This is a genomic window from Bradyrhizobium sp. 613_E4_N2_2 (genome assembly GCF_052075995.1).
Classification (GTDB): Bacteria; Pseudomonadota; Alphaproteobacteria; order Rhizobiales; family Xanthobacteraceae; genus Bradyrhizobium; species Bradyrhizobium barranii.
Genome location: NZ_CP197234.1, coordinates 2,904,719 through 2,926,536 on the forward strand (window position 1 = coordinate 2,904,719; position 21,818 = coordinate 2,926,536).

Annotated in this window: 15 protein-coding genes; 5 read left to right on the forward strand and 10 right to left on the reverse strand. The window is 62.3% G+C overall.

Annotated features, from left to right (window positions below; genetic code table 11):
* The first annotated feature begins 113 nt into the window (after positions 1-113).
* Positions 114-2,123 carry a hypothetical protein gene (locus AB7290_RS13680; protein ID WP_144030890.1) on the forward strand — a complete coding sequence of 670 codons (2,010 nt, stop codon included), beginning with the start codon at positions 114-116 and terminating at the stop codon, positions 2,121-2,123.
* A gap of 119 nt (positions 2,124-2,242) precedes the next feature.
* On the opposite strand, the gene AB7290_RS13685 is transcribed toward AB7290_RS13680, so the two are convergent.
* The 5 genes from AB7290_RS13685 to AB7290_RS13705 all read right to left on the reverse strand — a co-directional run bounded on the left by AB7290_RS13685 (position 2,243) and on the right by AB7290_RS13705 (position 10,213).
* Positions 2,243-5,068, reverse strand: a complete 2,826-nt coding sequence (locus AB7290_RS13685) for a hypothetical protein (RefSeq protein ID WP_441253475.1) — start codon at positions 5,066-5,068, stop codon at positions 2,243-2,245.
* A 103-nt stretch (positions 5,069-5,171) separates the two neighbouring features.
* Positions 5,172-5,309, reverse strand: a complete 138-nt coding sequence (locus AB7290_RS13690; protein ID WP_201266283.1) for a hypothetical protein — start codon at positions 5,307-5,309, stop codon at positions 5,172-5,174.
* Between the two features lie 120 nt (positions 5,310-5,429).
* Positions 5,430-8,354, reverse strand: a complete 2,925-nt coding sequence (locus tag AB7290_RS13695) for a hypothetical protein (protein WP_144030891.1) — start codon at positions 8,352-8,354, stop codon at positions 5,430-5,432.
* A gap of 81 nt (positions 8,355-8,435) precedes the next feature.
* A complete protein-coding gene (locus AB7290_RS13700) occupies positions 8,436-9,155 on the reverse strand; it encodes a class I SAM-dependent methyltransferase (RefSeq protein ID WP_085405838.1) in 720 nt (239 codons plus the stop codon).
* Positions 9,155-10,213, reverse strand: a complete 1,059-nt coding sequence (locus tag AB7290_RS13705; RefSeq protein ID WP_085405839.1) for a glycosyltransferase family 2 protein — start codon at positions 10,211-10,213, stop codon at positions 9,155-9,157. Before AB7290_RS13705 ends, AB7290_RS13700 begins: the two co-directional genes overlap by 1 nt.
* 264 nt (positions 10,214-10,477) lie before the next feature.
* On the opposite strand from AB7290_RS13705, the gene AB7290_RS13710 reads away from it, so the two are divergent.
* The 3 genes from AB7290_RS13710 (at position 10,478) to AB7290_RS13720 (ending at position 14,882) form a co-directional block, all read left to right on the forward strand.
* Positions 10,478-11,743, forward strand: a complete 1,266-nt coding sequence (locus tag AB7290_RS13710) for a class I SAM-dependent methyltransferase (RefSeq protein ID WP_085405840.1) — start codon at positions 10,478-10,480, stop codon at positions 11,741-11,743.
* A gap of 138 nt (positions 11,744-11,881) precedes the next feature.
* Positions 11,882-13,114 carry a Gfo/Idh/MocA family protein gene (locus AB7290_RS13715; RefSeq protein WP_144030892.1) on the forward strand — a complete coding sequence of 411 codons (1,233 nt, stop codon included), beginning with the start codon at positions 11,882-11,884 and terminating at the stop codon, positions 13,112-13,114.
* Between the two features lie 130 nt (positions 13,115-13,244).
* The gene (locus AB7290_RS13720) at positions 13,245-14,882 is read left to right on the forward strand and encodes a carbamoyltransferase family protein (protein ID WP_085405842.1); all 1,638 of its coding nucleotides are present in this window, start codon (positions 13,245-13,247) and stop codon (positions 14,880-14,882) included.
* A 2-nt stretch (positions 14,883-14,884) separates the two neighbouring features.
* Here the strand turns inward: AB7290_RS13720 and AB7290_RS13725 are convergent, their stop codons facing one another.
* The gene (locus AB7290_RS13725) at positions 14,885-16,108 is read right to left on the reverse strand and encodes a phenylacetate--CoA ligase family protein (protein ID WP_085405843.1); all 1,224 of its coding nucleotides are present in this window, start codon (positions 16,106-16,108) and stop codon (positions 14,885-14,887) included.
* 86 nt (positions 16,109-16,194) lie between these two features.
* On the opposite strand from AB7290_RS13725, the gene AB7290_RS13730 reads away from it, so the two are divergent.
* Complete coding sequence (locus AB7290_RS13730) at positions 16,195-17,355, forward strand: AGE family epimerase/isomerase (RefSeq protein WP_028152016.1); 1,161 nt, start codon at positions 16,195-16,197, stop codon at positions 17,353-17,355.
* Positions 17,356-17,358: 3 nt separating this feature from the next.
* On the opposite strand, the gene AB7290_RS13735 is transcribed toward AB7290_RS13730, so the two are convergent.
* From AB7290_RS13735 to AB7290_RS13750, 4 genes are all read right to left on the reverse strand, one after another.
* Entirely contained in the window at positions 17,359-18,198 is an 840-nt protein-coding gene (locus tag AB7290_RS13735; RefSeq protein WP_028152015.1) for an ABC transporter ATP-binding protein, read from the reverse strand.
* A gap of 145 nt (positions 18,199-18,343) precedes the next feature.
* Positions 18,344-19,627, reverse strand: coding sequence for an ABC transporter substrate-binding protein (locus AB7290_RS13740; RefSeq protein ID WP_028152014.1), 1,284 nt, complete (start codon positions 19,625-19,627; stop codon positions 18,344-18,346).
* Positions 19,628-19,673: 46 nt separating this feature from the next.
* Positions 19,674-20,747, reverse strand: coding sequence for a branched-chain amino acid ABC transporter permease (locus tag AB7290_RS13745; protein WP_028152013.1), 1,074 nt, complete (start codon positions 20,745-20,747; stop codon positions 19,674-19,676).
* A gap of 3 nt (positions 20,748-20,750) precedes the next feature.
* Positions 20,751-21,644: a branched-chain amino acid ABC transporter permease gene (locus AB7290_RS13750; protein WP_014493866.1), complete on the reverse strand. Its 894-nt coding sequence runs from the start codon at positions 21,642-21,644 to the stop codon at positions 20,751-20,753.
* Between the last annotated feature and the right edge of the window lie 174 nt (positions 21,645-21,818).

A 21,818-nucleotide genomic window follows, 5' to 3' on the forward strand; every position in this document is an offset into this window, starting at 1 on the left:
ATTTCGACAGTTCCGTATCGACGAATTGCTCAAGCGCCTGCGATACCGGATTTTAGAAGGACGTAGCCTGCGTGCATTCCCCCCCGCCGGACGTGTTGGGTCGAGCCTCCGGCGTGAGCCGGGCACCGGTTGAAGCCAACTCTATTTGCTTCGCAGCGATCTTCACATGGGCGATGTCGGCGACATCGGCGATCGCATGCGCAATCGTGCGTTGGCCCCTGGGAAGCCCACACTGGTCCGCGTTCGTGAAGGCGTTTCTGCTGTTGGCAGCGGTCGTCTCTTGCCTGCCTGCACTGAGTTCCCGGCGTCACCACGGCACAAGCCATGCCCGCGTGGTCCTCTCGGTCATCGCGATCATCTTTCTGCCGTGCCTTGCCTGGTTCAGCCGGGCCTTGGCCGACATCATCGCCTACCCGGTCTTGCTCGGGATGGTGTTCCTGGGCCTGCAGCGTGCCGCCGGGGTGGTGCGCAACATGGCGCCACGGACGTCGATGCTGGCAGTCGTCTGCGGCTGCGGCGCCGGGATCGGCTACTTCTTCGTCGTGAACTCCAGGGGGTATGCCACCGTACTCACGCCGGAACAGGCGGCAACGGGCCTGCAGCACCTCGACACGCTATATCATGCGTCCATTGCCAACATGCTCATCAACTTTGGACATTTGAGCACCGGCTTGGACGGCTTCATGCCCATGAAGTATCACGTGTTGTCCCACATATGGATGGGATGTGTCGGCCTGTGGCTCGGCGTCACCACTCTCGAGAGTTACTATCTTACGGCGCAAATCATCGCCATTCCCTTGCTCTTGTTCAGCCTGATCATGGCGGGCTTGCTGCTGCGGCGCTCGGCGGAAGGATTGAGCGACAGCGCGCTCGTCACGCTGGTTCCGCTCCTGCTTCTGATGATCGCCGATCTCTGGGGATGGACTTCATATCTGGTTTCCGAAAGCTATTTCGTCTCCCTTTTTCTGCTCTTGCTTGCGTTACCACTGCTCCCGGAGATCGCCGACGAGAGGTCACCGCTCGGACCTCCTCTGACAGCTCTTGCGGTCGCTGGAACGTTGGTTTTGTTCTCAAAGATTTCGGTCGGAGTGATTTTCTGGGGCGCCGTCGGATTTTTGCTGTGGCGACGCCTGGGACTTACTCTTCTGAACTTCATCAAGGTTGCCGCCCCAATCGTGCCGCTGGTCTGGCTAGCGAGCGCGATCGGTTCTCCCGAAGCCGGCGAATACGTCCATGCACTGAGACCGTTGGCTTTCGTGCGAGAGTTTCCGCGCGGGTCGCTGCCGAACATCGTGGCCAATCTGGTGCTGTTGTATGGCGCCGCGCGCCTCTGGCTCTGCGGCATTTCGGCTGAGATGCGGCTCGCGGAGGCGTTGGCACTCTTTGCGCTGGGGAGCCTTGCTCCGGCTCTCCTGCTCGATATCATCGGAGGCTCAGCCTTTTATTTCGCGAATGTCGGGACCTTCGTCTGCATCGCCTTTTTGACAGCCTACGGCGGTCCGATCCTCGAAAGGCGAAATCCTCGGGCATTTCGCCCCGCGGTGATCCTGATGGTCATCGCCGTTGTGGTGCTCGCTACGAACGAGAAGAGATGCAGCCCCATCGAGTTGGCGAGACAGTTCCAGGAACTGCGCGCCCGGGCCCACACACTCGCCGGCAGGGGCGAGGCGGCCCCGTTGCCGACCTTGCACGCAACGGCAGCGCTGCTTGCACCTGGCGGCAGCCTTCGCGGAGAGATCGGCGATGATGTGAGGCACACGCCCGGAGGGCAGTCGATCGAGACGTTGCTTTCCTTGAGCGGAGGGCGGACGCGTCAGACTGCCGTGTTCGTGGTGCCGGACAATCGGCCATTCTGGACGACCTATATCGACTGTCGCGGCGACCCGCTGTTTATCCCTGCAGTCCTCGGCTTGCCCATGCTCAAGGGGATCAACCCCGCCGAATTCGGATGTCCAAAGGACAGATATTATCTGGGGGCACACAACGCGGAAGACGCGATCTCGGACGTTGCAAGCGATGATCAGCTTTGCGCTCGAGCGGCACGATGGGGGTTGGGCGATATTTTGGTCCTTTCGACCCCGCAAGTCGGTCGCAAGCTAAGCTGTGCTGTTCCGCGATCATGAGCGCGCAACAACGTCCGGGGCGCGGGCGTGGTAGCGAGCGTTTGCTTCGGCATGATTTCGGGTCCGACGAAGACCATGTCAGGGAGGCCCCACTGTCTCGCCTGGAACGCAGGCGGATCTCAGAGGGCCGCGATGATCCGCAAAAATCGCCTTTCGGCAGCGCATAGTAGCTTTGCCCGGTCTTGCGAAATCGGAGCGTCTTGCTCGTCAGCCGAAGTCGCGGTGATCGCGATTCGCGCGACGCCCGCGAGCTGGCTGATGGCCGGCAAGAGCTGTTGGCATGTGGTCTTGGGAAACAAAGAGAGATCGATGATCAGCAGCGATTGGCGTTTTTGTAGAGACATGGATCCGGAGAAGGAGACCAGCCGCCGCCCGGCGATCAGGTTCGGAGGAACTGCTACCCCCGCGCGTTCCAGGGCCGGATAATCCAGCACCCCATCCGGGAGGGCGTGCCCCGCGGTTCGAAGGGCGTTGATGAAGGACGCAATATCCTGCAGCGGTGCGGTGGATCGCTCAGCGGCTTCACCGTCAATCTGGTGCTCATGGCACGCTTCCGGCGATTGCGGATCTCCCGTCTTCTCGAACCGGTAAGCGATCACTTCGGGCGTCGATCCGCGAAGTTCGCAGAGAGAGCCGCGGGCTTGGAGCCGCTCGAGAATGGCCTTTTCGAGCGAGCCGAGGCTCGCCTCGTCGCGACGCCTGACAACCAGATCTCCGGTCGCGAGCGTCACGTCGGTCGCCAGGATGCGTGCATAGATCGCCGGCACCAGTTCATCCGAAAAAGTGAAGGATCGCGGCCAAGTGTGCCACTTGTTCGCATACATCAGTGTGATGTCGCTGAGCATCTGCTGAGTATTCGCGCCTTCGCCGAGCAGCATGGTGACTTTCGGCGAGTTCGCGGCGTACCGCTCGATCAGGTGCTTTGCATCCGCAACGATCGCACGGTCGTAGTCATCCAGGGACCAGGGATTGTCTGTCGAACGTAGAGCAAGCTCGCGGTCGACTTTCCCGCGCAAGGCCGTGTACAGGGCGGCGGGGGCACAGCGATCATGATACCTGCACTCACTGGGGAGCAGCGAGTACGGTGAGTCGATACGAAACATGTAGAGGCAGGAGAAGATCGAGGCCCAGAGCACGGCGACGGTCGTCAACGCGGTCAATATGCCCGCCACGCGATCTCCGTCCAGTGCACGGTCTGCCAACCAGAGCGCGGTGGGAATGAACAGCAACGCGAACGGCAAGAGAGCGATGGCGACGGTGTAGTCGACCGATCTGGCGGCGAAATAGGAACCCGTAATGGCCGTCAGGATCGCGGCAGGCAGTGCGTGGCGCAGCCAGGTGTCGCTCGTGGCCAGCAACGCGCTGCGCTTGCTGTCGAGCACCAGCAGCCAACAGCCGGCTACCGCGATCACGACCCCGCCCAGGATTGGAATCCAGCCCCAGAATGTCGCGTCGAACGGTATGGACCAGAACTGCGCAATCGGGTTGTAGCTCGACAGGAAGCCGAGATAGACGTCGAAGGCCGGCCAGCTGCCCGCCGCGAGCAGTGTGCCGACCGACAGCGCAGCAAGTCCCGACATCATGGTCACGGTGGCGATGGCGAGGTCCTTCGCCAGCCTGGCGTAGCTCCGGTCACGGAGATTGCGCAAGGCGAGCGAGCCAGAATAAAGGGCAAACGTGCCGACGAAGGCCTCAATGCTCCACAGGCCGGACAGAAAGCCGGCCAGGAAGACGAGGGCGGAATGCCGGGCGCCGGTTCGAGCGCCAATCCCAACGGCCATGAGCAGGATGGGGAGATAGCGCGCTCCCAGCACCGACGGAGCGGCGTTCACGTTGCCCTGGCCGCCGTCCCACGCAGACAGCCAAAACAGGATGAACACCAGCCCAAACCAGGTCGCGCTCATCCGGGCCCTGGTGGATTGCCAAAGCGCCGTGATGAAAAGAGCGTAGAAGAGCACGTTGCAGAGCTGGATGGCGATGTTGGCGACGGCAAAGGACGGTGGCCCGAGCCGAAATGCAAGGTAGGTGACGAGGACGGGGCCCGGTCCGTACTGGGAGAAGGTGTCGACCATCAGCGTGCCGCCATGCAGGAGATGCAAGGCGGGACCCATCACGGTCATGTAGTGAAACGGGTCGCCGGCGAGCGAGAAGTCGAAACTCAGGACGGTGCTGGCAAGGAGCGCGCAGGCCAGGGCGACCCGCTGGGTCAACCGGAGTCGGGCGGGCTGGGTCGCAGCAAGGTGTCGTTCGAGCATCAGAAGGCATGCGCCGACTGTCACGAGGAGGACTGCAGTGAATATCGCGAGCAGCAGGCTCGACCGATCCGGAAATCCTCCGGGCAGGGTGCGAAACACAAAGTCGAACAGGGGACTGAAATGTCGATGTCCCGGCCCGATCCTGAACAGGACGATCACGGCAGCCGCGAAAGCAAGCACCAGCGCGACCGATGGCACAGCCCTCGAGCTCGCTCGCGCGATGATCGAACGCGCCTGATCGAGCACCATGTCGCTCAAGCAGGCGGCGAGCAGCAGCGCGGCATAGACGAACACCACGATCCTGGCCGCATGCATTCCGGCCCTGTACCAGAAAATCACACCGTTGCCGGCGGCCCAGGCCGCCAATACGACAAGAACTAGGCTCGTCAGCGCCGCGACCGCACACCACACGTTCAGGGCCTCGAACGGACGACCCACTCCGGGCCAGCGGCGATCAAGCCAATATTGCAGCGTCACCGTAGATACCGGCAGCACCAGAATGCCGGCGAAAAAGATCAGCATCGTCCGCTGTCGCGAATCGATCGCCAGCAGATCGGTGAGCACGATCGCGACGAGAATGCCAAGCAACGTCAGGGCCGCGCTCGACAGCAGCGGAGCAACGTCGTCGAGCCAGCCGCTCGACCGATGCCGCGCGGCCTCCCGGTAGGGCTCTTGCACGTCTGCCTTCATGTAGCCTTTCCCAAAACCTCAGGCGGAGGGGGTGACGCATGATGCGCCTTGCCGCAACGATGATCGGAGAGGGGCGCGGCCGTACGGTGTCGGGCGACGGGCCTTACAAGGGCACACGAGCGGCCATGTAGTATTGCGCTCCAAGCGGCAGCCAGCCGAGGCTCGCGTCCGGCTTGTGAAAGAAGGGCGTGTCGAACGGATGGAATATGATGAACTGCTGCCCGATACGGGATATAGCCATGCCTTCTCGCTCCGGATTTCGGCGCTAAAGCCCTGTCGGGTAGCGGCAAACTGATTCTGAGCTGACCTGGATGCCAGGCCGATTTGCAAAGCGAACTTCTGCGCAATTGGCCGTTCACGATCAAGGTCTCGTATCCTGGATCAGCCGTATGAAGCCTGTATTCAGCAAGCAAGCTTGCGCGGCCTGCTCGTCGGTCAAGGGCGCGGATCGTTCGTCAACCGATGCACCGGTCGTGGCGATGCGCGCGACCCCCGGAATCCGGCTGGCCTCGACCAGCATGACGGTGCAGGCTGTTGGGTCAATTCCGAAAAGATCGAGCGTGATGAATTTTTCGAATTTGGTGACACTCGCCTCAGCCCAGGGGGGGGTCACCATGCGAAAGCCTCGGACAAATAACTTGGGCACGTGTACATTTGCCCGCCGCAAGGTGGCGAGGTCTATCGCCCCGTCGGGTAGCATTGCGGCAGCGTCCTGGATATTCCTGATCAGGGTCGGCAGATCCCGGAGTATCTCGTCAGGCTTGCCGGGGCTCGCAACGGCCGATCGCTTCTTGTAGAGAAGGCCGGTGCAATCATTCGACGAATGCAGCGGATCGTCATGCCGGTAGAAGCGGTAAGCGACCACCTCGTCAGACGGCCCCTCGAGGGAGCAGAGATATCCGTTCGATAGAATCTTCTTCAGCACACCGGCTTCCAGGCTGCCCAGTTCTTCGGCTTCATTCCGACGCAGGATGACGATGTTGCCCGATCGCAGGTTAATGGGAGCGGCCAGGATGCTTTCGAGGAGCCGAGGCACAAGCTCATCAGAGAATGCGAAGGAACGCGGCCAGGTGTGCCATTTGCCAGCGTACATCAAAGCGAGTTCACTGAGCATGTGGTAACCGTAATCGCTGGCGCCGAGCAGTATTGTGACCTCGTTGCTGTCGGCAAAACGAGCCATGAGCCGGTTCGCGTCAACGACCACGCTCCGATCATAAGGATTCAACGCCCAAACACCTTTTTCGGGTTCCAGCGCGAGCTCATGGCGAAGTTTCTCGGACAGACCCCGGCCCAGCGCGGCAGGCGTGCAACGGCCGTGATCGCGGCATTCGTGCACGATAAGCGAGTAAGACGACCCGACGCGAAAAAGGATCAGCAGCGAAAATATCGACATCCACAGAAGCGCGATCAACGGAATGGTCAACAGGCTCATTGCAACCCGGTCCCGGCTTGCGGCGGCGTTAGCAAGCCAAAGGAATGGCGGAATGACCAACAGAGTCAGGGGCAAGAACGCAATGAGGATCACAAAATCCACCGAGCGACCAACAAAATAAGCCGACATCAAAGCGGTCAATAGTGCAGCGGGCAGACACCTTCGCAGGCAATGATCGCTACAATACAGGAAGCCTTTCTGTCGCCCACCGATGACCGCTAGCCAGCTGATTCCAGCAGCCACGACCACGGCCAGAAGAAACGGAATCCAACCCCAGAACAATCCTTCGAAGGGTTTGGACCAGAAAAGCGCAACCGGATTGTAGCTGGCGAAGTAACCCAGATAGATGGCGAATGCCGGTAACTTTCCCGATGTCAGAAAGATGCCCAGTGTCATCGCCATCAGAGCGATGGCGACCGGTAGACAAGCTAATGCGAGATCAACCACGAGCCTGCGATAGTTTCGATCGCGCCAATTGATCAGCGTCAGGAAACCGCAGTGCAGGGCAAGCACCCCGGCGACTGCCTCGGCACTCCAGAAAGCGGCGAGAAACGATGCGAGAAAGGTCAGGACCGAGTGGCGAGAATTTTGTGCGCCGATGGCGAGCGCGACGACCATCAACATCAACGGCAGATAGCGCGCGCCCAATACCGAGGGGGCTCCATTGACGTTGCCGTCGGCATAGGACCAGCCACCATTATAGGCCCACCCGGACAGCCAGAACGTCAGAGCAATCAGCCCGAGCCACAGAGCTGCCAGCTTGTGGGGCGTCGAGTGCCACAGCGCGATGAGGAGCAGGATATAGAATAAAATATTACAAAATTGGATCGCGATGTTAGCGACCGCGAACGAGGGCTGGCCGAGTTGAAATGCCAGATATGTGATGAGGACTGGACCAGGTCCGTACTGGGAAAAGGTATCCACCATCAGTGTCCCGCCATTCATCAGATGCAGGGCGGGGCCTACGTTGGTCATGTAGTGGAAGGGCTCGGCCGAGAGCGAAAAATCGAAGCACAGGAAAGCCGTCCCCACGATAGTCAGCGGCAATGCCAACTTCCGAATGCGCAATAGCGTGCCCGGAGTGCGCTCATCGAGTTGTCGTTCGGCGATCAGAAGAGACGCGCCGATCATTATCGACAAGATAGCGAACAGCGCGGCAATCGCTATCTGCAGCGGGTTGGGGAAGCCTCCCGGTATGGGCGCAGAGAAGATATCGAACAGGGCGTTGAAATGCCCGTTGCCAGGCGCGATGCGGAACAGCGCGATGAAGCCTACAGCGAAGGCATAAGCGAACGCCACCGTTTGCACCGAGCTCGGGCTGTAACGCAAAACCGCTGTTTCGATGTGCTTCAGAAGTGTCGGTCTTGCATATGTAAATCCAAGCACGGCTACGACGAGCGCAAGGTGCAGTTCCAAGGTAGCTTGCGCTACCCATAAGGCATTCTTCTGCCAGAACGACAGCTCTCCTTGGCTCCAAGTCGTGACGCTGATGATGATGAGCGCCAGCAGCACTAGCACGGTGCACCAGACGTTGATGCTTTCGAGGACTCTATTTATCACCACTCGGCTATCGCGGCCGATCCAGTACTGGATTGCGGCGCAAACCGCGGGCAATATGGAAATGCTCGCGACGAACAGCACGAGATTGCCGAGCCGGGGCGCCAGTCCGGAGGCATCGATAAGCACAACGAGCCATAGAAATCCGAGCACGGCAAGCGCGGCAATCGAAACCAGCGGAGCAACATATCGCAGCGTTGTCGGAGAACTGAGCAAATTCCTGCGAGCCGATGGGCGATCGTTTGCGCCACCGTAGAAACCGGGAAAGTTCCGACGATCCAGGTTTTCAACTGCCATGCGAAATTTCCTGGCTCCGTTTCACGGCGAGCGAGGCGCACGTAGGTTGTTCGTCCCCTCGCGCACGCTCTCAGTACCCAGCTAAGCGCCGTCGATGGATGGAACGCGCGCACTCATGCAGTATTGCGCCCCGAGCGGCAGCCAGCCGAGGCTCGCGTCCAGCTTGTGAAAGAAGGGCGTGTCGAACGGAGTGAATATGATGAACTGCCGCTCGATATCGACCATGCCTGCGGCGCGGAAAAGCTTGGCGAGCCGGTTCGAACGGAGCAGCACGGCGTTCTGGTCGAATGGACAGCTCCTGACGATCTTCTGCGTCAGCGGATTGAGCGGATTGTGCTCGATGATGATGACGAGGCCTCCCGGCCGGACCACGCGAGCCGCTTCTACGAGAAAGGACTTCCAATCGTCGGGCGGCACATGATGCATGACGGCAATGGCAAAGGCGATGTCGAAGGTGCGAGCATCGTAGGGAAGCCGTGTGCCTTCATAGACATCGTAATGGACGTCCGGATTGTCGGCCCTGGCTTCCTCGATGACCGTGCCAGCGACGTCGATTCCGGTCAGCTTGATGCCGGATTGCGCAGGCCTCAGATGGGGATGAATGAGGCCGTGTCCGCAGCCGATATCCAGAACATCGAGAGGTTTTGACGAGGTATCGTTCTGCGACCGGACCTTGGAGAAGGTGTCCAGCAGGTAACGGGCCTTGGCGCGCGTGAAGAAATCCTGGGGCTGGCCGCTGAAGGCGATCGCATCGTCGATCTGCGCGCTATAGCCATCGCGATATTGGTCGAATTCCGTCATCAAGCTTGCCCCGTTCCGGTTCGGCGGAGGATTTCGGCTGGCGCCCGGGTGTCCCCAGGCGATACCGCCCCTAGCGCCAGACGGTCTAGCGACGCGCTGGGCACGTTGACACTGTACTCGATCACCGTCGTCGGCCGCGACCGCACCTGGTTGTAGATGCGCCCCACATACTCGCCGATGATCCCGAGGAAGATGGCATTGAGGCTGATGCCGAACAGCAGCAGCACGGTTGTGGTTGCAAAGCCTGCGGGCCAGTCGACCCCAAAGAACAGCCGCGCGAAGATGTAGAAGAAGCTGCCAAGGCACGTCAGCATCGAGATGCCCAATCCGACAAATGCCGCGAGGCGGAGCGGGAATATCGAGTGTGTGATCATCCCGTCGACAGCGAGCGCGATCAGCTTGGTAATAGGAAACTTGCTTACGCCCGCCTGCCGCGCTTGCCGGTCGTAGGGCACGCCGACCTGCTTGGTGGCCAGCAGCGAGGTCAGGCCGCGCGTGTAGGGCGCGACGTCATTGATCAGATGGAGTTGATCCAGAACGGTACGGTCGATCAGCCTGAAGTCACCGCTGTCCAGCATCAGATTGTCGTCGGACAGCCTTTTCAGCAGCCGGTAGTACAATTGCCGCGCCCATTGCAGCGGCTTGCTCTCCTGTCGAAACCGCCTGATGCCAACGACCACGTCGTGGCCCAGCTCCCACAGCTCAAGAAATCTGGGGAATACCGTCGGTGGATCCTGGAGGTCGCAGTCGATCTGGATCGCGGCGTCTCCGGAGGCCAGACGATAGGCTGTGAGCACTGACCTCTGGAATCCGAAGTTTCTGGCAAATCGTACTGCGCGCACGCGAGGATCTTTGGCCGCCAGCTCGGAGACAATCGCACTCGAATTGTCGGTGCTGTGGTTGTCCGTGAAGATTATTTCGAACGCATAGCGATCATCCATTTGCTCGAAAACATCGCGAACGGCGCCATAAGCCCTGCGGATGTTGTCTTCCTCGTTGAAGACAGGAATCAAAATGGAAATGAGCTTGCGTTCAGTGTCAGCAGACGTCCCGCGCATTTCGTTCGTTATCCTGTCCGTGTCTATCGGTATTCGGCCAAGGGTTGATGCCGGCGAAAAGTTGCTAGTAACAGATGTGGCGCATCGCGCAAAGCCATCCTCACCTGCCCGCGGCAAATTACGTAGCGTTCCGAAGGGCATATGCTTGATTAATGGGGAGCTTTCCAGTAAAGCGTCGCCCGGTGCGCTTGATGTCGTACCCCCACTCGGGAAGGTCGTCTCCCAGAAATTTGCAGTATCTCGTTGTTGCAATTAAGGTTCCGAATGCCCAACGCCTCACATCATGACATCCCGACCGGGAAGCTGACACGCTGCCAGGTTTGCGGCTCCGAACGGCTTGAGCTTGTCATCGACCTCGGCCATCAACCGCTCTGCGATTCCCTGCCTTCGAAGGCGCAACTCGATGGCCCCGAGACGAGCTATCCGTTGCGTCAGGTCTGGTGCCGTGATTGCTCCCTGTCGCAGATCGATTATGTCGTTCCTCCCGAGGTCGTCTTTCACCCGGAATACCCCTACCGCTCCGGTATTACCAAGGAGCTTGCGATCTACCAGGATGCGTTCGTACAGGATGCGGTCGCGGACCTCGGGCTGAAGCCGGACCAACTCGTTGTCGACATCGGGTCCAACGACGGAACGCTGCTCTCCGGCTTCAAGCAGCGCGGCATGCGGGTTCTGGGCATCGAGCCGACCAACATCGCGCGCATCGCGCAGGAGCAAGGCATCGACACGTTGCAGGCGTTCTTCAACGAGGAAACTGCCCGCAAGGTGGTCGAAACGCACGGTCACGCGAAGGTGGCGACTGCCACCAACGTCTTTGCGCATGTGGCACAGCTCGGCGGCTTTATCCGCGGCCTCGAGCGTTTGCTGGCGCCCGACGGCGTCTTCATTCTCGAAAACCACTATCTGCTCGACGTCATCGAGGGCGGGCAGTTCGACACGATCTACCATGAGCACCTTCGCACCTATTCGCTGAAGTCGATCGTCAAGCTGTTCGAATTCTACGACTTCACCTGTGTCGACGCGCAGCGCGTCAGCCGCTATGGCGGCAATATCCGCGTCTATGTGGCGAAGGGGCGGGGACGTCCGGTCAAGCCCGCGATCGCGGAGCTGTTGAAGGCCGAGGATGATTTCGGTCTCTCACGGCCCGAATGCTATGAGGCTTTCCGTGCGCGAGCCGAAAAGGTCAAGCTCGACCTCCTCGAACTCGCCCTCGAAGCCAACAAGAAGGGGCTGAGCTTCGTCGGCAATTCGTGCCCTGGCCGCTGCAGCACCTTGCTGAATTACGTCGGCATCGATCGCATGCTCATGCCGTACATTTGCGAGCAACCGACCTCGCTCAAGCTCGGTCTGCATTTGCCCGGAAAGCAGATTCCCATCGTCGACAACGAACGGTTGATCCGCGAGCAGCCGGACTATGTCGTGTTGCTTGCTTGGCACTATGGTCAGCCCATTGCCGAGCAATTGCGCGCCAGGGGATTGAAGTCGAAATTGGTCATGCCCTTGCCCGAAGTCCGGATATTGCCGGATTGAGCAATCTCCAAGCGCTGGACGTGATTTACGACGACGTCCTTGCCTTTGGCGCTCGATCAGATTTGCGACGATTGTCACGCCGCTGACCGAACAGGAGCTTCTACCGGCTCGCACCGTGCGGACGCGAAAGGAGTTTTGATGAGCGGCGTTACGGTCGCCTTGGTGGGGGGCGGACGGTGGGGGCGAACGCATGCCTCCGTCTTGGCTCAGCTTTCCGACCGGACCGCACGCATCCTGTGGGTGTCGCGCCACAACAAGGGCGCGCTAGGGGCATTTCTGGCCGATCTTCCGGGAGCGGATGATCGATTCACGGTGGTCGACAGCCTTGATGTGGCACTGGCTTTGCATCCTGGCGCTGCCATTGTCGCGACTCCTGCCGGCAATCACGCCGAGACCGCCGAACTCCTGCTTCGCGGCGGCGTGCCGACCCTGGTCGAGAAGCCGCTGGCTCTTGGGGTGGACGAGGCAAGACGGCTTGTCGATCTGGCAGCCGAGCGCGGTATCCCGCTTCTCGTTGGTCTCCACCTGCTGACGGCCCCGTTCCTGCTTCACTTCCTGCGCCTGTCCGCGGGACGTGCAGTATCTGCCATCGAACTGGAGTGGCTGGATCCGGAGCAGGAGATCCGGCACGGCGTCGTCAAGTCATCTAACCTGACGACCCACAAGGTCGACGAGATCGTCCCCCATCTTTGGTCGATGCTGCATCTGGTCGACGACACTGCGGAGCCGCAAACGCGCACGGTGAAGCCATGTGCGCAGGGTGTCGTCGAGGTGGAGGTCGACATGCGCGAAGCTCGCGCAACCCTGCGGTTCGGACGAAGGGCGCCGGCGCGCAAGCGGCGCATCGGGCTTGCCTTTCGCGATGGAGGTTGTGCCGAGCTCGACTTCACGCATGAGCCCGGCGCAATCATCCTCGATGGAGCGCGGCAACCGAGCCTCGAAACGGACGGCAGGATCGGTCCGCTGGCCGTCGAACTAGCCGGCTTTCTGGACATTGTGAGTCTGGGTCAGGATGCCTGGTCGTCTCCCCGATCGGCATCCCGTTGCATGGGAGCCGTCGAATTGGCCGAAGCGGTGCGGACCCAATTGGTTGTGGCAGAGGCGGCGGCCGCAGCGGCGCGCCTTGCGCGCGGCGGTTCGATGAGGGATCCGGATATTTCGGCTTGGGTCATCGACAACATCGCGCCGCTTCTGGACGTCCAGGAGCCGCGCACCGAGAACGAGAGGCGAGAGCTCATGGGCCTGATCTTGGACGCGGCCGACATGGCGGGGCCAGCGGACCATGTCGAGGACGACAAGCTGCGTCGAACGATGGCAACGATCCGGCGCTCGGACTTCTGTGGCCATTTGAACCGAGGCCTCTCGGCCTGAGGCGCCGTCACTCTCGGGCGTTTGTGCCGCATGACTGCCGCCGGCGAGAGCGGGAGCCCAAGGCAAAATTGCCAAGGCAGCCAGATTTACATCCCCCTCAGTTTCTATAGAAAGCTCCCAAGAGGTCTACATGTATGTGATTGGGATAAGCTCCGGCATCAAGCACGGCCACCACGACGGAGCGGCGGTATTGCTGCGCGACGGCGAGTTGATCGCGGCGGCCGAAGAGGAACGTTTCACGCTGGCCAAACACGCGCGCGGCGAGCTGCCGCGTGGGGCGATCGGCTTCTGCCTGAAGCAGGCCGGCATCACCATGCGCGACGTCGACTGGATCTGCTCGCCGCTGAAGACCTACACGAACTACACGCAGCGCCTCACCGAATATTTCAGGTACCAGTTCGGGCACAGCCCGAGGATCGAGCTCTACGACCATCACCTCTGTCACGCCGCGAGCTCGTTCTACGGATCCGGTTTTTCCGAGGCGACCGTCGCCTGCTTCGACTTCTCCGGCGATTCCAGCTCCGGCCTCGTTGCCCATGCCCGCGGCAACGACTTCCGCGTGCTGACGCGGTTCGGTCGCAACAACAGTCTCGGGCTCTATTACGGGATGCTGACCCAGTATCTCGGCTATCAGATGACCAATGACGAGTACAAGGTCATGGGCCTATCGTCCTATGGCAGCCCCGAATATCTCGACAAGTTTGCCAAGCTGTTGCGCCCGGCCGGCATCGATTACGAACTCGATCCCGGGCTCGACAAGCGCAGGCGCGACGCCGAGATCTTCACCAGCGATTTCTCGACGCGGCAGGAGCGCATCTTCACCGAGAAGATGGAGGAGATTCTGGGGCCGCGGCGGCTGCGTGGTGCGCCGCTCGACCAGCGGCTGACCAACATCGCAGCGAGCGGCCAGAAGCAGCTCGAGATCGTCGCCACCGAGGTGATCCGCTCCGCGATCGCCGAGACCGGTTGCGGCGACGTCTGCATCGCCGGTGGCGTCGGCCTGAACTGCAAGATGAACATGGAGATCGCGGCCGAGCCGTCCGTGAAGCGTCTCTACGTTCCGCCGGTGCCGCATGATGCGGGCGTGGCGCTGGGCGCCGCGATGATGAAATGCGCGGAGGCTGGCCACGCGATCGCACCGCTGACCCATGCCTATTGGGGACCGGAATCTTCCAACGACACGATCAAGGAGACGCTGGACAAGATCGGCGCGCGGTTTGAGCTGCTCGACGATCCCGTGTCGCGCTGCGTCACCGACCTGACGGAGCAGAAGACCGTCGGCTGGTTCCAGGGGCGGATGGAGTATGGTCCGCGCGCGCTCGGCAACCGCTCGATCCTGGCCGATCCGCGCCATGCGGGCATGAAGGACCGCATCAACCTCACCATCAAATATCGCGAGGAATTTCGCCCGTTCTGTCCGTCGGTGCTCTACGAGCGCCAGGCCGAATATTTCGAGGACACGTTCGATGCGCCGTTCATGGTGGTGACGTTTCCGGTCAATGAGAAAGTCGCCGAGACCATGCCCGCGGTGGTCCATGTCGACAACACGGCGCGCATCCAGAGCGTTCATGCGGACAGCAATCCGCTCTACAGCCGTCTGATCGGCGAGTTCGCGAAAGCCACTTCGCTGCCGGTCCTGATCAACACCAGCCTCAACATCAACGAGCAGCCGACGGTGAACGCCCCGCTGGAGGCGCTGCATACGTATTTCTGCTCGGGTCTGGACGTGCTGTATCTCGGCAATTATCGACTATCGAAGTCGAGCTGAAGCTACCGCTCGTCCGCGATCACCTTGCCGTCGTTCGGCAGCGCGCCCGGGTTGACCAGCTCGACATTGCCGCCGAGTTTCGTTACCGCGCGCAAGGTGCCTGCAATTTCCTCGCGCAGGGCGTCGCTCGCGGCCGCAGTTTCCGCGCGCAGCGTCATCGCATCGGCCTCGCCCTGGCGCATGACGACGAGGCGCAGGCGGCCAAGCGCGGCATGGCGCTTCCCGATCTCGGCGACCTGCTCCGGTCGGACGAACATGCCCTTGACCTTGGTGGTCTGGTCGGCGCGGCCCATCCAGCCCTTGATGCGCATGTTGGTGCGCCCGCATTTGCTTGGGCCGGGGAGCGCTGCCGTGAGATCGCCGAGCGCCAGACGGATCGAGGGATGGTGCGGATCGAGCGAGGTCACCACGATCTCGCCGACGTCGCCCGGCGCGACGGGATCGCCGGTGCCGGGTTTGACGATCTCCATGATCAGATCCTCGTTCACCACCATGCCCTCGCGCGCCTCGGTCTCGAAGGCGATGAGGCCGAGGTCGGCGGTGCCGAAGGCCTGGTAGGCGTCGATGCCGCGTGCCTTGATTTCGGCTTGGAGCGAGGGCGGGAAGGCCGCACCCGAGACCAGCGCGCGCTTGATCGATGAGACGTCGCGCCCCGAGCTTGCTGCGGCATCGAGCAATATCTTCAGAAAGTCCGGCGTGCCGCTGTAGCCGACCGGACGGTAGGCCTCGATCAGCTCGAATTGCTGCTCGGTATTGCCGGGGCCCGCCGGGATCACTGCGCAGCCGAGCGCGCGGGCCGAGGCATCGAAGATAAAGCCGCCGGGGGTGAGGTGGTAGCTGAAGGTGTTGAGCACGATGTCATTGGGGCGGAACCCGGCCGCGAACAGCGCCCGCGCACCGCGCCAGGGATCGGCCTGCCGCCCTTCAGGCTCGAAGATCGGACCGGGAGAGGTGAAGAGGCGGGCGAACGATCCCGGGGCTGCCGGCACGAAGCCGCCGAAGGGCGCTGAGGCCTTGTGCAGGGCGGGCAGCTCCGACTTGCGCAGCACCGGCAGGCCCGCCAGCGCCGCCCTGGAGGTCACGGCGGCCGGATCTATGCCCTTCAGCCGCTCGGCGTAGGCGGGTGCGGCCATTGCGCCGCGCAGCACGTTCGGCAGGCGGGAGAACAGCTCCGCCTCGCGCACGGCCGGTTCGCGCGTCTCGCGGGCGTCGTAATGGGCAGTCATGGCTGGTCTTTCCGGGTTGGCATCCGTTGCACGCCGCCGCCGGCATGGGTATCAGACGGCCAGTGTCGAGGCGTGGAGAGGACGCGATGGCGGACGAAGGCATCATTGTGGCGGACGAGGCGGCGGACGTCGTCGCGCGCCTGAAGCGCCGCATGATCGACGAGGCGCTGCCGCTGTGGTCGTCCGTCGGCTGGGACGATGCGGCAGGCGGTTTCGTCGACCGGCTGCACCGTGACGGCACGGCCGATGCGGCCGCACCGCGGCGCGTGCTCGTGCAGGCGCGCCAGATCTATTGTTACGCCAAGGCGGCGCAGATGGGCTGGTACCCTGGGGGGCGCGCCGTCGCGCTGAAGGGGCTGGAGCATCTGCTCAGCAAAGCGAAGGCGCCAGACGGCCGGCCTGGCTACGTGCACCGGCTGACGCCGGACGGCGCCGTGCTGGACGGCCGACGCGATGCTTACGACCACGCCTTCATCCTGTTTGCGCTCGCGGCCGTCTACGGGCTCGACCAGGATGCGCAAATTCGCGCCGAGATCGACGCGCTGCTCGCCTTCCTCGACAGCCATCTGCGCTCGCCGCATGGCGGCGTGCATGAAGGCCTGCCGGTCTCGCTGCCGCGCCGGCAGAACCCGCACATGCATCTGTTCGAGGCGATGATCGCGTGCTTCGACGCGACCCACGATCTGTCGTTCCAGAACCGCGCCGGCGAGTTCTTCGCGCTGTTCCTCGCCAATCTCTACGACAAGCAGAAGCGGATCCTGACGGAGTATTTCGAGGAGGACTGGTCCAAGATCGAGCCGGTCAGCGTCGAGCCCGGCCATCAGGCGGAGTGGGTCTGGCTGCTGAAAGGGTTTGAACGCATCACGGGTTGCCCGACCGGACAGCGTCGCGCCGAGCTGCTCGCCACCGCGCTGCGCTATCGCGACGAGGCCACGGGGTGTCTGGTCGACGAGGGCGATGCCAGCGGCAACATCCGTCGCAGCACGCGCCGGCTGTGGCCGCAGACCGAGATGGCGAAGGCGTGGATCGCGCAGGCCGAGTCCGGCGAGTCCGGCGAGGCCGGCGCGGCCGATGAGGCGCGCGCGGCGCTGGTGCGGCTCGAACGCCATTATCTCAGCCATCCCGTGAAGGGCGGCTGGTACGATCAGTTCGATCGCGACGGCAAATCGCTGGTCGACACCATTCCTGCGTCGTCGTTCTATCATGTTCTCTGCGCAGTCACGGAAGCGGAGCAGGTGCTGAGCTGAGTTTCACAGCCACCGTTTGCGCCGTTTGAAACTCTTTAGGTTCTTGAAGCTCTTGCGCTGATCGCCGGCGCCGCCGAGGTAGAACTCCTTGACGTCCTCGTTGTCGCGCAGTTCGTCCGCGGTGCCGTCGAGCACCACCTTGCCCTGTTCCATGATGTAGCCGTGGCTCGCCACCGACAGCGCGGCGCGGGCGTTCTGCTCGACCAGCAGGATGGTGACGCCGAGGTCGCGGTTGATCTTCTGGATAATCGAGAACACCTCTTTCACCAGCAGCGGCGACAGGCCCATCGAGGGCTCGTCCATCAAGATCATCTTCGGGCGCGCCATCAGAGCGCGGCCGATCGCAAGCATCTGCTGCTCGCCGCCTGAGAGATAACCGGCAAGGCCGGTGCGCTCCTTCAGGCGCGGGAAATAGTTGAAGACCATGTCGAGATCGGCATCGACCTCGCGATCCCTGCGGGTGAAGGCGCCGAGCTTGAGGTTTTCGAGCGACGTCATGTCGGCGACGATGCGCCGGCCCTCCATCACCTGGAAGATGCCGCGACGCACGATCTTGTCGGGATCGATGCCGGCGATAGCGGAGCCCTCGAACAGGATCTCGCCGCGTGTGACCTCGCCGTCCTCGGTCTTGAGCAGCCCCGAGATCGCCTTCAGCGTCGTCGACTTGCCGGCGCCGTTGGCCCCCAACAACGCCACGATCGCGCCCTTGGGCACGTCGAGGCTGAGGCCTCGCAGCACCAGGATGACGTCGTCATAGACGACCTCGATGTTACGGACGGCGAGGAGGGGCGGCGCGGGCACGACGCTGGGGGAGGGACGCTCGATGTGAGCCGGTTCACTCATGGTCAGTTACTCTCTCGGTGTCGTCGCCCGCGAAGGCGGGTGACCCAGTATTCCAGAGACGCTCGACGTTCCCCGAGAGGCCGCGGCGTACTGGATCCCCCGCTTTCGCGGGGGATGACCGTTGTGCCTTGGGTGAGCGCCGGGCTCACCACCCCAACAATTCCGGCTTGCGCGGCAGCTCGACGGTCTTGACCTTCTCGAGCTTGATCGTGCCCTTGGCCATGAGATCATTGAGGTCGCCGTCGGTCGCACCCGCGATCTTGGTGCGATAGAGGTCGACCTTCAGCGTGCCGCGGTGGTCCTTGTCGGTCCAGGTCGAGGCATTGCAGACGCCGTCCATTCCGGCCGGCACCCAGTCCTTCTTCTGGTAGAAGCCCTTGGCGACGTTCTCGCCGGTCGCCCCGCCGTTCTTGGCAGCCCAGTCGAGCGCCTCCCTCATGTAGAGCGCCGAGCAGACCGCCGCGATGTAATGCACGGGCCGGTAGACCTTGCCGGTGGGGTCGGACATCTTGGAGATCTCCATCACCGTCTTCATGCCGGGCGCATCGCCGCCCCAGCTCACTGCGGTGCGCAGCGGGAAGATCACGCCGTTGGCGGCATCGCCGGCGGTCTTGGCGGCGTTCTCGTCCATGCCCCAGACATTGCCGAGGAACTGAATCTCGACGCCGGCGGTCTTGCAAGCCTTCAGGACGGAGATGTTGGAAGCCGCGGTGTTGCCGAGATAGGCGTAGTTGGCACCCGAGGATTTCAGGCTCAGGCACTGCGCGCTGTAGTCACCCGGTGTGAGCGCGAACACCAGCGGCGGCAGCACCTCGAAGCCGAGCTCCTGCGCCATGGCTTCGCCTGCGGCCTTCGGCGCGTTCGGATAGGGGTGGTTGGCGCCCATGTGCACGAACTTCGGCTTGCCGGGCTTGCCCTTGGCCTTCCAGTCCTCGGCCGCCCACATCAGCATCGCGCGCAGCGAGTCCGAATAGCTCGGGCCGTAGAAGAAATTATAAGGCGCAGGCTTGGCCTTGCCGCTGACGCCCTCGGGATCGGTAAGGGCTGCGGCATAGGAGCCGGAGAGGTCGGGAATCTTGTCCTGGGCGAGGAAGCCGGTCAGCGCTTCGGTGTCTGCGGTGCCCCAGCCCATGATCGCGGCGACCTTGGAGTCCGGCGCCGACCATTTCTTGTAGAGCGCGATCGCGCGCGGCACCTGGTAGCCGTAGTCGTTGGTATCGACGTTGAGCTGCTTGCCGCCGACGCCGCCGTTCTTGTTGACCCAGGCGAAGGTGTCGGCGACGGCCTGGCCGTAGGGCGTGCCGACGTCGGAGGTGCCGCCGGAATAATCGGCGAGATGGCCGATCGCGATCTGCGCCTGCGCGCCGGCCGAGAATGCGGCGATCGCCAGCGCGAGCGATGCGGTGCTCAAAAGGGATTTTGTCTTCATTGGTTGCCTCCTCCTGTTTTTTCGTTGGTTAGAAAGTTGCCCGTGCTCAATGCGAGAACGGGTAGAGTTTCCAGTACGCCTTGATCTGTCGCCAGCGATGCGCGAGCCCGTCCGGCTCGAACATCAGGAACGCGATGATGATCACTCCGATCGCGATCTCGCGCAGGAAGGTGATGTTGGTGTTGAGGGACAGCGCCTTGTCGATCGCGCCGCCCTTCAGGTAGAGGCTGATGAATTCCATCGTCTCAGGCAGCAGCACCACGAAGGCCGTGCCCATCAGCGTGCCCATGATCGAACCGGTGCCGCCGATGATGATCATGGCGAGGAACAGGATCGAGCGCTCGATGCCGAAACCCTCCTGCGAGACCACGAGCTGGTAATGCGCATAGAGCGCGCCGGCGATGCCGGCGAAGAAGGCGGCCAGCCCAAACGACAGCGTGCGGTATTTGGTGAGGTTGATGCCCATGATCTCGGCAGAGAGATAATGGTCGCGGATCGCCACCAGCGCGCGGCCGTCGCGTGTGCGCATCAGATTGGTGACGAGGACGTAGCTCGCGACCACATAGGCCAGCACGACATAGAAATATTGCCTGTCGCCGCGCAGCGTGAAGCCGAAGATCGAGAACGGATTGGCGCTGGCCGGCACCGAGCCGCCGGTGAACCACTCCGCGCGAGAGAAGAAGTCGAGCAGGATATATTGCGCCGCCAACGTTGCGATGACGAGGTAGAGCCCCTTCAGTCGCGCCGCCGGGATGCCGAAGATCAGCCCGACCAGCGCGGTGACGACGCCCGCGAGCGGGATCGCGAAGAACACCGGGATCGGCGCGTTGTTGGAGATGTAGGCCGAGGTGAAGGCGCCGAGCAGGAAAAAGGCGGCATGGCCGATCGAGATCTGGCCGGTGAAGCCGACCAGGATGTTGAGGCCGAGCGCTGCGATCGAGAAGATGCCGATCTGGATCAGGATGCTGAGCCAGTACCCGCCAAGGAGTTGCGGCACGAGGCAGAGCAACAGCACGCCGATGATCGCAAAGTTGCGGCTGGTCATCGTCGGGAAGATCGTGGTGTCCGCCGCGTAGGAGGTGCGGAAATCACCAGCAGGGATGAGGGCAGGGCCGGCCATGGATCAGATCCGCTCGATGTCGTGAGTGCCGAACAGGCCGTAGGGCTTGATCATCAGCACGATGATGAGGACGTAGAACGGTGCGATCTCGTAGAGATTGCCCCAGTGCAGATACTCGCTGTCGACATATTGCGCGATGTTCTCGAGCAAGCCGATGATGATGCCGCCAAGCACGGCGCCGCCGACGGAATCGAGCCCGCCGAGGATCGCCGCCGGGAACACCTTGATGCCGTAGGCCGCAAGTCCCGAAGACACGCCGTTGACGACGGCGACCACCACGCCTGCGACCGCCGACACTGTCGCGGAGATCGCCCAGGCCATCGCGAACACGCTCTTGACGGAGATGCCGAGCGATTGCGCGACCTGCTGGTTGAACGCGGTGGCGCGCATGGCGAGGCCGTACTTGGAGGCGCGGAAGAACCAGGCCATGCCGATCATCATCGCGACCGAGACCACGAGGCTCATGACATAGACGGTCTGGATCTGAAGCCCGAGCAGGCTGACCGACTGACTCTCGAACACGCGCGGGAACGGTTGCGGATTGACGCCGAACATCCATTTCAGCGTGGCCTGGAGCACGGTCGAGAGGCCGATTGTCACCATGATCACCGAGATGATGGGTTCGCCGATCATTGGTCTCAGGATCAGGACCTGGATCGCGATGCCGAATACGAACATGAACACCAGCGTCATCGGCATGCCGATCCAGAACGGCACCTGGTACTTCGCAAGCAGCGCCCAGCACACCCAGGCGCCGACCAGCAGCAGCTCGCCTTGCGCGAAGTTGACGACCTGCGTCGCCTTGTAGATCAGCACGAACGACATCGCGACCACGCCATAGAGCGTGCCGACCACGAGGCCGTTGACCAGGAGCTGGATGAGGAAGGCGGTGTTCATGTCGATGCCCGCGCAAAATGCAGAAGCGATGACGGTGCACCCTCTCCCCTTGTGGGAGAGGGTGGCTTCGTGAAGCGAAGCCGGGTGAGGGGTTCTCTCGGCAGCGACGGTGCTGAGAGGGGATCCCTCACCCGGGCGAGGGTGTGGCCAGCGGCGGAGATGCCCTCTCCCACA